At 62.3% G+C, this 13568-nt stretch carries 11 protein-coding genes; 7 read left to right on the plus strand and 4 right to left on the minus strand.

Features of this window, described 5'->3' with window-relative positions:
• Position 1 precedes the first annotated feature (1 nt).
• From AGR7B_RS10885 to AGR7B_RS10900, 4 genes are all read left to right on the plus strand, one after another.
• Complete coding sequence (locus tag AGR7B_RS10885; protein ID WP_020808613.1) at positions 2–916, plus strand: DUF58 domain-containing protein; 915 nt, start codon at positions 2–4, stop codon at positions 914–916.
• A complete protein-coding gene (locus AGR7B_RS10890; RefSeq protein ID WP_080856630.1) occupies positions 913–3723 on the plus strand; it encodes a DUF4159 domain-containing protein in 2811 nt (936 codons plus the stop codon). The genes AGR7B_RS10885 and AGR7B_RS10890 overlap by 4 nt, the downstream gene beginning before the upstream one ends.
• A gap of 1 nt (position 3724) precedes the next feature.
• Positions 3725–5809 carry a hypothetical protein gene (locus AGR7B_RS10895; RefSeq protein WP_080856631.1) on the plus strand — a complete coding sequence of 695 codons (2085 nt, stop codon included), beginning with the start codon at positions 3725–3727 and terminating at the stop codon, positions 5807–5809.
• 89 nt (positions 5810–5898) lie between these two features.
• Positions 5899–6312: a GNAT family N-acetyltransferase gene (locus tag AGR7B_RS10900; protein WP_080857063.1), complete on the plus strand. Its 414-nt coding sequence runs from the start codon at positions 5899–5901 to the stop codon at positions 6310–6312.
• Here the strand turns inward: AGR7B_RS10900 and AGR7B_RS10905 are convergent.
• Positions 6309–7262: a LysR family transcriptional regulator gene (locus AGR7B_RS10905; protein WP_080856632.1), complete on the minus strand. Its 954-nt coding sequence runs from the start codon at positions 7260–7262 to the stop codon at positions 6309–6311. The genes AGR7B_RS10900 and AGR7B_RS10905 overlap by 4 nt on opposite strands.
• 85 nt (positions 7263–7347) lie before the next feature.
• Between AGR7B_RS10905 and AGR7B_RS10910 the strand changes: the two genes are divergently transcribed.
• Positions 7348–8313 (plus strand): MBL fold metallo-hydrolase, encoded by a 966-nt coding sequence (locus tag AGR7B_RS10910; RefSeq protein WP_080856633.1) that lies wholly within the window; start codon positions 7348–7350, stop codon positions 8311–8313.
• A gap of 59 nt (positions 8314–8372) precedes the next feature.
• Here the strand turns inward: AGR7B_RS10910 and AGR7B_RS10915 are convergent, their stop codons facing one another.
• Both AGR7B_RS10915 and AGR7B_RS10920 read right to left on the minus strand, forming a co-directional pair.
• Entirely contained in the window at positions 8373–9686 is a 1314-nt protein-coding gene (locus tag AGR7B_RS10915; protein WP_059757366.1) for an MFS transporter, read from the minus strand.
• Positions 9687–10024: 338 nt separating this feature from the next.
• Entirely contained in the window at positions 10025–10594 is a 570-nt protein-coding gene (locus AGR7B_RS10920; protein WP_035220162.1) for a GNAT family N-acetyltransferase, read from the minus strand.
• A gap of 297 nt (positions 10595–10891) precedes the next feature.
• Here AGR7B_RS10920 and AGR7B_RS10925 point away from each other — a divergent pair, with 297 nt between their 5' ends.
• The gene (locus AGR7B_RS10925) at positions 10892–11884 is read left to right on the plus strand and encodes a glutathione S-transferase family protein (protein WP_065655689.1); all 993 of its coding nucleotides are present in this window, start codon (positions 10892–10894) and stop codon (positions 11882–11884) included.
• A 16-nt stretch (positions 11885–11900) separates the two neighbouring features.
• Here the strand turns inward: AGR7B_RS10925 and AGR7B_RS10930 are convergent, their stop codons facing one another.
• Positions 11901–12392 (minus strand): NUDIX domain-containing protein, encoded by a 492-nt coding sequence (locus AGR7B_RS10930; RefSeq protein ID WP_065655688.1) that lies wholly within the window; start codon positions 12390–12392, stop codon positions 11901–11903.
• A gap of 66 nt (positions 12393–12458) precedes the next feature.
• Between AGR7B_RS10930 and AGR7B_RS10935 the strand changes: the two genes are divergently transcribed.
• Positions 12459–13409: a metallophosphoesterase family protein gene (locus AGR7B_RS10935; protein ID WP_080856634.1), complete on the plus strand. Its 951-nt coding sequence runs from the start codon at positions 12459–12461 to the stop codon at positions 13407–13409.
• The last annotated feature ends 159 nt before the right edge of the window (positions 13410–13568 follow it).

Consider the following 13568-nt stretch of genomic DNA (forward strand, 5'->3'; position numbering starts at 1 on the left):
TGTGGCATCCATCGGCCAGATCGTAGACAAGACGCCGGGTAGCGAAGTTCTGGCGCGCGCACGCCAGCGCGCAGCCCTGGTGCCGGACTGCATGGTCGAGGCAAAGCGCATCGCCAACACTGTCACCGCCGGCTGGCACGGCCGCCGCAAACGCGGCATCGGTGAAAATTTCTGGCAGTTCCGCCCCTATGCCGAAGGCGAGAGCCTGTCGCGCATCGACTGGCGGCGCTCGGCCCGCGACGATCATACCTATGTGCGCGACCGGGAGTGGGAAGCCGCCCACACCATCTGGCTCTGGGCCGACATGTCGCCGTCGATGATGTTCAAATCCACCCTCGGCTCCGTCTCCAAGGAAAGCCGCGCGCTGGTGCTGATGCTGGCGCTGGCGGAAATTCTCGCGCGCTCCGGCGAGCGCATCGGCTGCCCCGGCATCATGGAGCCGGTTTCGGCCAGAAACGCCGCCGAACGGCTGGCCGCCGCCATCATGCATGCACCGCTGACAACGGGCATGCCGGAAACGGGCATGATCCGCGGCGCGAGCGACATCGTCCTCATCGGCGATTTTCTCGATGATGCCAAAGCCGTGATGGAGCGGATTTCGCCTCTGGCGCGGCGGGGCCTGCGCGGCCATGTGGTGGAAATTGCCGATCCGGCCGAAGAAACCTTCCCCTACTCCGGTCGGACCGAATTCACCGACCCGGAAACCGGCGAAAAACTGGTGTCCGGCCGTGCCGAAACCATTCGCGAGGATTACACCCGCGCCTATCTCGCAAGGCGTGAGGCGCTGTCCTCGTCGCTGCGCCGTCTCGGCTGGAACTTCGTGTTCCACCGCACCGATCATCTGGCTTCCGAGGCGCTTGTGGCCATGCACATGTATCTTTCCGGCGCGCCAGCACAGGGCGGTGGGCACAGATGAGCGCATTGCCTTTCGTCTTCACCAGCCCCTATATCCTCCTCGGCTTGCTGGCGCTGCCCGCCATCTGGTGGCTGCTGCGGCTCACCCCGCCGCGCCCCAAGGCGGAAGTTTTTCCGCCGCTGAAGATATTGGCGACGGTGCTGAAACGCGAGGAAACGCCCTCGAAAAGCCCGTGGTGGCTGACCCTGCTGCGCATGGCGCTTGCCGCCGCCGTGATTTTCGCGCTCGCCGATCCGGTGGTGAACCCGCGCAACAACAGCATTGCCGGCAGCGGCCCGCTGGTGCTGGTGGTCGACAACAGCTGGGCCTCCGCACCTGACTGGGAAAGACGCGTGGCGACCGCTCAGGCCCTGATCGGCGATGCGGAACGGGCCGACCGCCCCGTCTCCATCAGCTTCACCGCCGATGCGGAACATGACGCCGTACCGGGAACGACAGCCGTTGCACTTGAAAAACTCGCCGCAGCAAAGCCGAAGCCGCTCGTTCCAGATCGTATCCGCACGGCGGAAGCCATCACCGAGGCGCTGAACGGCACGGCCCCCGGCACGATTGCCTATATTGCCGATGGTGTTCAGACCGCGCAGGATGAAAGCGCGATGAGAACGCTCGCCAGCCTCTCCCCCGCCGAACTCCGCATCGTGAAGGGCGACGGCAGGGCGATTACAGCCATTACCGGCGCCACCAACAATGCCGATGCCATGAGCGTCACACTGTCGCGCCTCGATACCGCCGAAGCCGGCCGGATAACCGTCAATGCACAGGACAGCCAGGGCCGCATCCTCGCCAACGGCGTCGCAAACTTCGCGCCCGGCGCGGCTGAAACCACGGCGACGGTGGAAGCACCCTTCGAATTGCGCAACGATTTCGCCCGCCTCTCGCTCGAAGGCGTGTCGACGGCGGGTGCGGTGCATCTTCTGGATGACGGCTTCCGTCGCCGCCGCGTGGCGTTGCTGGCCGGCGAAACCGGCAATGATTTCCAGCCGTTGCTGCAGCCGCTTTATTATATCAGCCGCGCGCTCCAGCCGTTTGCCGATCTCATCCCGCAGCGGCAGGCCGATCTGGCGCAAGCGATCCCGGAAATCCTGCAATCCAATCCTTCGGTCATCGTCATGGCCGATATCGGCCGTCTGCCGCAGGAAACCTATGAGCCGATGCAGCGGTGGCTCGCCGGTGGCGGTACGCTGATCCGTTTTGCCGGACCGCGCCTTGCCGCAGCCCCGGCCGACGATCCGCTCGTGCCTGTAACACTGAGACAGGGCGAACGCGCGCTTGGCGGTGCGCTCTCCTGGGCCGAGCCGCAGCCGCTTGCCGATTTCCCGAATTTCGGCGCCTTTGCCGGCATGCCGAAGGCCGACGGTGTCCTCGTCAAGCGTCAGGTTCTGGCCGAACCGACACCGGATCTGGCCGAACGCACATGGGCAAGCCTTGCCGATGGCACGCCGCTCGTCACCACCCGCAATGTCGAGGCTGGCCGCATCGTGCTGTTCCATGTCAGCGCGGAGGCAAGCTGGTCCGACCTGCCGATCTCGGGCCATTTCGTCGATATGCTGCGCCGTATCGTGCAATTGTCGAAAGCGGGCGGCGCTTCCGCCAACGCCAATGCCCCGGCCGCGGCCCTTCCGCCCTTCCGGCTGCTGACGGCGGAAGGCGCGCTTTCAGCCGAAATCGGCACTGCCCGGCCGCTGGAAATGCGCGCCGGCCAGCCGCCGCGCACCGGTTTCGACAATCCCCCCGGCCTCTATGGCACAGAGGATGGTTTCGTGGCTCTCAATCTCTTACCCGCAGGTGCCACACTTCGCCCGCTCGACACCTCCGCCGCCGGTGTCAGCACCACTAGCGAAGCCCTGATCGGCGAAACCGCGAAATCGCTGCGCCCCGCGCTCTTCATCGCCGCCTTCCTGATGTTGATTGCCGACAGCCTGATCGTGCTCTTCATGAACGGTGCCTTCGCACGCCTGCCGAAAGCCCGCAGCGCCACAGCCGCCACCGTGCTTCTGGCGCTTGGCGCCTTCGCTGCCATGTCACCAACCGATGCCCGCGCCGACGATCCCAAACCAGGGGACGAGCAGATTTTCGAGCGGCTGGACACCACCCATCTCGCCTATGTGCGCACCGGCGAAGACGATGTCGACCGTATTTCCGAGCAGGGTTTGCAGGGGTTAAGCGAATTCCTGACCTGGCGCACGACGCTGGAGCCCGGCCAGCCGGTCGGCCTCGATATTTCCAAGGATGAATTGTCCTTCTATCCCATCATCTACTGGCCGGTTTCCGCAACGGCACCCATGCCCTCAAGCGCCGCCATCTCGCGCATCGATGCGTATATGCGTGCCGGTGGCACCGTTCTGTTCGATACGCGTGACCAGTTCTCTTCGCTCGATACCGGCGCGACCAGCCCTAACGGCGAGCGTTTGCAGGCGATCCTCGCCAATATCGATATTCCGCCGCTGGAGCCCGTGCCGGAAGACCACGTTCTGACGCGGTCCTTCTATCTGCTCACCAATTTCCCCGGCCGTTACAATGGTTCGCCGCTCTGGGTGGAATCGCGGCAGGGGGCGGCGAAGACCACCTCGGGCCTCTCCTCCTCCGGTGACGGCGTGACGCCGATCATGATAACGGGCAACGATTTCGCCGGCGCATGGGCCGTCGATCCGCAGGGCGCGCCGGTTCTGCCAACGGTGCCGCCGGATGAGATGCAGCGCGAGCATGCCTTCCGGTCCGGCGTCAACATCATGATGTATATGCTGACCGGCAACTACAAGGCGGATCAGGTCCACGTTCCCGCACTTCTCGAACGGTTGGGGCAGTGACATGACATTGACCTTCGCCCCCTTCCTGCCGTGGATCGTGATTGCCGTTCTGGCCGTCGCCGCCCTTGCCCTCTCCTTCATCGGCCTGTGGCGTGGCGTGCGCGGCGCATGGCTGCGCGGACTGGCGCTTGCCGCCTTGCTGGCTGCCATCGCCAATCCGCTTCTGACGCAGGAGGAACGCGAGCCGCTTTCCACCATCGTGCCCGTCATCGTCGACCGCTCGCAGAGCCAGGATGTACAGGACCGGCCGCAAATGACCGATACGGCGCTGGAGACGCTGAAAGACCGGCTGTCGCGCTTCCCGCGTATCGAACCGCGCATCGTGGAGGTGCGCGACGATGGCGAGAGTGATTCGCCCTCGACCCAGCTTTTCTCTGCGCTCTCCTCTGCCGTCTCGGATGTCTCGCCGTCACGCGTCGGCGGCGCGATCTTCCTCAGCGACGGCCAGATCCACGATATCCCGAATGCGCTGCCCAATGCCGAACAGGCGCTCGGCTTCCGCGCCCCCGTGCATGGGCTTATCACCGGCAAGGCCGATGAATTCGACCGCCGCATCGAGATCGTCCGTGCCCCGCGCTTCGGCATCGTCAACGAGGAACAGCAGCTGACGCTGCGTGTGTTTGATGACGGCCGCCCCGCAGGCAGCGGCTCGGCGGAAGTGACGGTGAAGATGAATGGCGAAGAAATCGCCACGCTTCAGGCCACACCCGGCCAGCCGACGCCGTTCAGCTTCAAGGTTCCGCGTGGCGGCAACAATGTCATGGAATTTTCCGTCGCCGAGCTTCCCGGCGAAGTGACTGCTGCGAACAACCGCGCCGTTCACCTGATCGAAGGCATCCGCCAGAACCTGCGTGTGCTGCTCGTCTCCGGCGAGCCGCATGCGGGCGAACGCGCCTGGCGTAACCTGCTGAAATCCGACGCCTCGGTCGATCTGGTGCATTTCACGATTCTGCGCCCGCCGGAAAAACAGGACGGCACGCCGATCAACGAGCTCTCGCTGATCGCCTTCCCGACCCGAGAATTGTTCGTCGAAAAGATCGAGGATTTCGACCTCATCATCTTCGACCGCTATCAGCATCGCGGCGTGCTGCCGATTCTTTATTACGATTACATCGCCCAATATGTCGAAAAGGGCGGCGCGCTTTTGATCGCCGCCGGGCCGGAACATGCCGGTCAGGATTCGATCGCCATGACGCCACTCGCCTCCGTGCTGCCGGCGCAGCCGACCGGTCAGGTGCATCAGGCCGCTTTCTACCCGCGCCTTTCGGAAGCGGGCAAGAAACACCCCGTCACCCGCGGGCTGGAAGGTTCGGGCAACGAGCCGCCGCAATGGGGCCGCTGGTTCCGCACCATCAGCGTCGACCCGCCGCAGGGCCAGACCGTGATGCTGGGCGACGGGCAGGACCCGCTTCTGGTGCTCAACCGTCAGGGCGAAGGCCGTGTCGCTATGCTGCTGTCCGATCAGGGCTGGCTGTGGGCGCGCGGTTTCGAAGGCGGTGGCCCGCATGTGGCGCTTTATCGCCGCATCGCCCACTGGCTGATGAAGGAACCCGAGCTTGAAGAAGAGGCGCTGACGGCGCGCGCCAACGGCCGCACCCTGCAGATCACCCGCCAGACCATCGGCGACGATCCCGGTCAGGCCAGCGTGCGTTTCCCTTCCGGCAAGACGGAAAACATGGCCTTCACCAGCACCGAGCCCGGTCTTTACAGGATCGAGCGCCGCATGGACGAAACCGGGCTGTTCGAGATCAAAAACGGCGATTTCACCACCCTCGTCCATGTCGGCGCGGTGGATGCGCCGGAATTCAAGGCGATGATCTCGACCACCGAAACGCTGAAGCCGCTGGCCGAAGCCACAAAGGGCAGCGTGCACCGTGTCGCCGACAATTCCGGCCGTATCGCGCTGCCCGATATATTGCCCGTGCGAGGCGATATCAGGGTTGCCGATGAGGATCGCATGCTGATACGCATGACCGACGAGACGGTGCTGAAAGGCGTCAACACCCTGCCGCTCTTTGCCGGTTTTGCCGGGCTTGCCGCCCTGCTGCTCGCCTTCTCCGCGCTGTGGTGGCGTGAGGGCCGGTAAGGGCGTTTCCAGCGAAGAGCTTAAAGCGCTTCACGTCTCGGAACGGAAAACGGGAAACGGCCGCCGCCCGGCGGCCCGGGAAGATGAACATGAATTTCGTTTTGAGCGACGTCGCGGATGCAGAGGCCGAAAAGGCCATTCGCGATCCGCTGGTGGCCTATAATCTCGCCCGTTTCGGCGAAAGCGACAAACGCGAACTCAACATCACCATCCGTGATGACGACAATACCGTCACCGGCGGTCTGGTGGGCCATACCGCTCGCGGCTGGCTTTATGTGCAGCTTCTTTTCGTGCCGGAGGCCATGCGCGGTCAGGGCACAGGCCCGAAGCTGCTTGCCGTGGCGGAGGAAGAAGCCAGAAAGCGCGGCTGCATTGGCGCCTATATCGACACGATGAACCCGGATGCCTTGAGAACCTATGAGCGCTACGGTTTCACGAAGATAGGCTCGCTTGGTCCCCTTTCCAGCGGCCAGTCGATCACCTGGCTGGAGAAGCGGTTCTAGGCGGCAATCCCCGATACCCCACCGTCCACGGTTCGGCCCATAGCCTCGCGGATTTGCTGGCGAAGCCAAACGGCTCCGGCATCCGCGTCAGTCTGTAATGTCCAGACCATGGCGACGGGCGGGAAACTCAGCGTCACCGGCACCGGGCTTATTTCCAGCCCCAGCATTGGCGCATAACGCAGCGCGATGCGTGAGGACACGGTCGCCAGCACCGCCGAGGATCGCGCCGTTGCCAGCACCGAGAGGAAATCCGGCGCGGCCGCAACGACGTCGATTTCCAAGCCGCTCAGTTCCAGCGCATCCTTGATACAGCCATGCAGGCTGTCCGTCTGCGATATGACCGCGTGTTTCGCCTCCATATAGGCGTCCAGTCCGACGGGATTGGGCAGATCGAGCAAGGCCGGGTTGAAACAGCAAAGCACGCTGGAGGAATAAAGCGGTTCGCAATGGTGGCGCTGCTCTTTCGAGTAGGTGCATCCGACCGCCATGTCGATCACACCCGTATCCAGCATCGCGGTTATTTCCTGCTCCTGCCCGCTGCGGGCCAGAATGCGAATACCGGGCGCGATCTCCCGCAGCCGCGCCGTCAGATCCGGCAAAAGCAACAGCTCCACCTCGCTCGACATGCCCAGCCGGAACGTGCGGCGCTCCGTCGCCGGATCGAACACATCCGTCGTGAAAACCGCCGCCTGCGCCTGCCTGAGCGCCTGCCGCACCGGGCCGGCCAGATGGAGCGCCCGCGCCGTCGGCTTCATCTCCTGCCCCACGCGGATGAAAAGCTCATCCTGAAACAGGGTGCGCAAAGTCGAGATATTATGGCTCATGGCCGGCTGCTGGATTTTCAGCCGCCGCGCGGCGCGCGTCACGTTCATCTCCTCCATCATCGCATCGAAAGCGACGAGGAGATTGAGGTCGAAGGAACGGAGATTGAAATGATCGATAGTTTGCATAAGTCACATCGATTTGATTGCTGGCTTCCCTACACTTAGCTGGAGTGCGGAAAGTTTCAAGACGTCCCTAACTCAGGAGCCTTTAATGCCATCACGTCGCTCACTTCTCAAAGGCGCCGCCAGCGCCATCTTTGCAGCCTCTTTCATTGCGCCCTCCCTCGCCTTTGCCAAAGCGCCGCTCGCTGCCACCCAGGCACCCGGCTTCTACAGGCTGATGGTCGGCAAGGTGGAAGTCACCGCGCTGTCGGATGGCGTCGTCGCGCTGCCGCTTGCAAAACTTTACAGCAACACGACACCGGAACACGCATCCAAGGTTTTGCAGGATGCCTTCCTGCCGGACGAGACGCCGACCTCCGTCAATGCGTTTCTGGTCAATACCGGCGACAGGCTGGTGCTGATCGATGCCGGCACCGGCACCTATCTTGGCGCGAGCCTTGGCAAGCTTGTCGCCAATATCGAAGCTTCGGGCTACAAGGCCGGTGAGATTGACGACGTCATCCTCACACACATCCATACGGACCATTCCGGCGGACTGTCGGCGAATGGCAAACGCGTTTTTGCCAACGCGACCCTGCACGTCAACAAGCGCGAAGCCACTTTCTGGCTGGATGAGGCAAAGGCGAACGCAGCGCCCGAAGCGATGAAAAAATACTATGCCGAAGCGAAGGAGAGCATCCAGCCCTATATCGATGCCGGCAAGTTCGAGACATTCGGCGACAATGCCGCACCGGTTCCCGGTCTCGGCTCGATCCTTTATGCCGGCCACACACCAGGCCACAGCGCCGTCGTTCTGGAAAGCGAAGGCCAGAAAATCGTCTTCTGGGGCGATATCACCCATGGCGATATCCTCCAGTTCGATGAGCCTGACGTGGCAATTGAATTCGACGTCGACCAGAAGGCCGCCGTCGTGGCGCGTGATTTGGCATTCAAACAGGCGGTAGAGGGCAAATATCTGGTGGCCGGCGCGCATATCGCCTTCCCCGGCATCGGCCACGTGCGCACTGACAGCACCAATTACGATTGGCTACCGGTCAATTACGCCGCGCTGTAAGGGGCGAAACAGCCTGGCCTGATCCTCAACGGGTCAGGCCATTGCGCGGGAACGACGCGTCAGGTCAGCGCCACCTGCCGTGTTTCCGCATTGATCATCGTCGCCGCAATGGCGGCAAGAACCAGCAGGCCAGCGAAAATGCCGATTGCAACGCCAAAACCCTGCGCTATGGCATAACCGAGCAGGGACGGCGCCAGCAGGCCGCCGAGCCTTGCCATGGCGCCCGCCGCTCCCATGCCGGTCGCCCGCGATTCCGTCGGGTAAAGCTCCGGCGTATAGGCATAAAGCGCGCCCCAGGTGCCGAGCAGTGCAAAGCTCATGATAAGAAGCGAGGCGGCGATCATCGCGCCCGCCGAGGCCAGCGTGAAGAGCAGGCAACCGAGCGCAGACAGCAGGCAGAAGCCGATCAGCGTCGGCTTGCGGCCCCATTTTTCGACACCATAAGCGGCAAGCGCATAACCGGGGATCTGCGCCAGCGCCACTAGCACCAGAAAACCATAACCACGCACGAAACCGAACCCGTCTCCGGCCAGTTTCGCCGGCATCCATGTGAAGACGCCGTAATAGGAAACGGAAACGAGAAACCAGATGGCAAGGATCATGATGCTGCGCTGCCGGAGCGCCGGCGAAAATATCCCCTGCCCTTTGCCCACGTCAGGCTGGAAAAGCCCGGTCCCGGCATCGAGCGGCGCACGCCCATTCGTTACCAGCATTCGGTTGACGACGGCCTTGGCTTCCTCCAACCGCCCGCTGCGCAGCAGGTAAAGCGGCGATTCCGGCACCAGAAAACGAAGGCCAAGACCAAGAACGGCCGGAAAAGCCGTCACGGCGAATATATAACGCCAGGCATCGGCCACACCGGCAAGGCTTGCACCCCAGGCCGCCAGCGCCACTATCAGCGTTCCGACAGCCCAGAAACCCTCCAGAAAGACCAGCCAGCGGCCGCGATTCTTGGCGGGCAGGAATTCGGCCATCATCGCATAATCCACCGGCAGCGTGCCGCCCACGGCAGCACCGGTGAGAAAGCGCAGAACGAGCAGAATAGTGAAATCAGGCGCGAACACCGAAAGCACACCGAACAGCGCATCGCAGGCCACGGTGACGATCAGCACACGGCGACGCCCGTAACGATCCGCCAGCCGCCCGAAACCGGCAGCACCAAGCAACATGCCGAAAAAGAATGCCGTTCCGGTCTGCAGCGCCTGCGGCACCGTCAGCCCGAAGGTTGCGGCGATAGACGCGGCGGTGAAGCCAACCGCCAGAACCTGCATGGCATCCGCCGCCCAGACGAGACCGAATATGCCCATCAGCCGCCGCTGATAAGCGCCTGCGCCCGCACGCTCCAGCGCATCGTTCATGGTGATAGCCGTCATGCCCCGCCCCTTTGCAGAAATCGACTTTGACTTGCTATCGTATAGGGGGAGGAAACGGAATTGAATTCTGTGGAGGGAGACGCGTTGTTTCGAAACAGGCTACCGGAAGAAGTTTTTACCACACAAAAAGATGTGCAAGGCAGTCTCGATGTTTGCCATAGCGCGCAACGCCCCTTCCGTCATCCCGGCCTCGAGCCGGGATCCAGTCACGGCGCGTCTGCACCGTGGGAAAAGTCCTTTCAGCCCAAAGACTTGGGCTGGCTGGATTCCGGCTCAAGGCCGGAATGACGGGGGTTTTATGTCGCGCTAAAAAGCACAAAGCCCCTTCGGATACCCCCTCAGCCGTAAACCCTGAGCGGCTCCTCAAAACCCTCATCTTCCGCCGTGGCGGCCGGCATCACGGCCTCGCATTTGCGCCAGCCGATCTTGCCCTTCAGCCGCTGGTGCACGTCGTCGCCAATCGGCACGACGAGCACGCGGTTCGGGTCCACCGGGCCGGGAAAATCGAGCGCCGCATAAGCGACCTTCTCGAAACCGAGCGGCATGTAATAGGGCGGATCGCCGATCAGGATAACCGCTTCGGAGCCCTTCCGCCGGGCGGCGGCAATGGCGATCCGGACGAGTTCCCGGCCGATGCCCTTGTTCTTGTGCGAGGGCCGAACCGCAAGGGGCCCGAGCATATGGCCCTTCACCCCGCCCGCCAGAACCGGCGTCATGCGCACCGAGGCAATGGTTTCGCCATCGTCGGCGCAGACGAAGGACAGCGACCGGTCATGCGGCCCCTGCTCACGAATGCGCGCTGCGGCACGGGTATGCCTGCCGGGACCGAATGCCTCTTCGTTGATGACGTCGATGATGGCGTCGTGCGACGCGTCCTCGGTGAGGTAGACAAGATCGTGCTTGGACATGAAGAGACCGAAACTTCCAGAATGCGGATGCGACAATAGATGACGGCTGCGCCGGTAAGGGCGTTCAGGAGCGTCAGCGTCGTCGGAGCATCCGTGGTTCGATCATAATCAGCAATTTCCTCAGAATTGTGAAAATTGCAGTTATCAGGAAAATTCTCACCCGTCCAGAACAAATCTCTGCGCTATCCCATTCAGTTTGCCACAGGACCGGAAACGCATTGTTCAACGCCTTTCGGGTTCGCGGAAGAGTGCAGAACGGTTAGGATCGCTCAAAAGGAAACAATTAAGGAGATCGTCATGGGCATGCTGGTGGAAGGCGTATGGAAAGACGTCTGGTATGACACCAAGGAAACCAAGGGGCATTTCAAGCGCAGCGCCTCGCAATTCCGCAACTGGATCACAGCGGATGGCGCGCCCGGCCCTTCCGGAGAAGGGGGGTTCGAGGCGGAAAAGGACCGTTACCACCTCTATGTCTCCTTCGCCTGCCCCTGGGCGCACCGCACCCTGATTTTCCGCAAGCTCAAAAAGCTGGAAGACCTGATTTCCGTCTCCGTCGTCGATCCGCTGATGCTGGAAAACGGCTGGGAATTTAAGCCTGAGGGCGAGCGCACGCCGGGCGCGACCGAGGATCACCTCTTCGGCTCCTCCGCACTCTGGCAGGTCTACACGAAGGCAGACCCCAAATATTCGGGGCGCGTCACCGTGCCGGTGCTCTGGGACAAAAAGCGCGGCACCATCGTCTCCAATGAATCGGCGGAAATCATCCGCATGTTCAATTCCGCCTTCAACGATCTCACCGGCTCGCAGGCCGATTATTATCCTGAAGCGCTACGCAGCGAGATCGACGCACTGAACGACGTGATCTACGACACAGTCAATAACGGCGTCTACAAGGCCGGCTTCGCCACCACTCAGGATGCCTATCAGCAGAATGCCGTAAAAGTGTTCGAAACGCTGGATATGCTGGAGGATCGCCTGAAGGATCGGCGTTTCCTGTTCGGTGCGGAACAGACGGAAGCGGACTGGCGCCTGTTTACGACGATGGTGCGGTTTGACCCCGTCTATGTCGGCCATTTCAAATGCAATATCCGCCGCATCCACGACTATCCGCACCTGACGGATTACCTGCGCGATCTTTACCAGACGCCGGGCGTGCCGGAGACGGTGGATATGCGCCACATCAAGGAGCATTATTACCGCAGCCACCGCACCATCAATCCCACCGGCATCGTGCCCGTCGGCCCGGAACTGGACCTGACCATGGCCCATGGCCGCGAGGCGCTCTCCTGACGGAGAGCCGCCGCCGTTACCAGTGATCGGCGATCGCCGCTTCGCCGGCAAGCTCGGCAAGGCGGCGACGGGTGGCGGCCGTCACCCCTTCCGGCAGCTTCGACAGGTCGAAAAAGCCGCTTTCGGCAATTTCGTGATCCGGCTTTTTCGGTTTGGTCTGGGTGACGTCAAGCCGGTAGAGCGCAACATGATCGCGATTGCTGCCTTCCAGATTGAGATAGACATGGAAAAGCTCCGGCCTGGAGGCTGCTTCGAGATTGCCTTCCTCGCGGATTTCCTTGTGCAGCGCCACGAGCAGCGTTTCACCACGTTCCACCCCGCCGCCCGGCAGATACCAGCCCGGCAGATAGGTGTGCCGCACCAGAAAAATTCTGCCCTTTTCATCGAAACAGGCCGCACGCACGCCAAGGGTGGCGCCGCGCGTGAACAGAAAAACGAAATGCAGAAAACGGATGAAGACACGCATATGGAACGGACGGGCCTGCCGCCCGGTTGTTTCGTCATTCACCCTGGTTTCTCCCCGCCTGCCGGCTTTCATTGGACGCGCGGCATATCATAGGTTATCTCTGCCGCCATGTTCAAACTTGCGCATATTTCAGACGTCCATTTGGGGCCACTGCCAAAACTCACTTTCCGCGAACTTGCATCCAAGCGTATCACCGGTTTTGTCAACTGGCACCGCAACCGCCGCAAGCATCTCTTCACCGATACGCTGGAAAAACTGCTCGACGATCTGGAGACAAAGTCACCGGATCATTTGGCTATTACCGGCGATCTCGTCAATCTTGCGACCGGGATTGAAATCCGCGCCGCCGCCGACTGGCTGGAGGAGGTGGGCGATCCCGAAAAAACCTCCGTCGTTCCCGGCAATCACGACGCCTATGTTTCCGGCGCGCACGACAAGGCCATGCAGGCCTGGTATCCCTATGTTCGTGGCGATGGCGATCCGCCGGAATGGGACGACGACCGCAAGATTTTCCCCTATATGCGCGTGCGCGGTCCCGTCGCACTCATTGGCTGCTCCACCTCGATTGCGACACCGCCCTTTTCGGCAACCGGCTATTTCGGCAACCGGCAGGCGCGCGCGACGGCGGAGCTTTTGAAAAAAGCCGGCGAACAGGGGCTGTTCCGGGTGGTGATGATCCATCACCCGCCGATCCGGGGCGCTTCCCCCACCCACAAGCGTATGATCGGCATCCGCCGTTTCGCAGCGGCGCTGGGCGTTGGCGGGGCCGAACTCGTGCTGCATGGCCATACCCATCTCAACACGGTCTACTGGCTGAGTACGCATCATGGGGAAGACCACATCCCGGTCGTCGGCATTTCCTCCGCCAGCCAGGGACCCGGCGGTGAAAAACCGCGCGCGGCCTATAATCTCTTTCACATTTCCGGTGGCCCCGGCACCTGGAATGTCGCCTGTGAGCGTCACAGCCTCAATGAGACGGGGACGGGTGTGGCGCTGGAGGATGTGCGGGTGTTTTATGAAAACGGGCGGCCGCTGGGGTTTTCGCTGCTGGGGGAGTAGAGTCCAGGGCGGTGGGTGGAGTTCACCCCCCTCTGCCCTGCCGGGCATCTCCCCCTCAAGGGGGGAGATCAGCAGGGAGCACTATCACCGCTCCATTCGCAACACGTTGAGATGGCCGAGGGCTAGCCTCGAGTCGATCTCCCCCCTTGAGGGGGAGAT

The sequence above is a fragment of the Agrobacterium deltaense RV3 genome (genome assembly GCF_900013505.1).
Lineage (GTDB): Bacteria > Pseudomonadota > Alphaproteobacteria > Rhizobiales > Rhizobiaceae > Agrobacterium > Agrobacterium leguminum.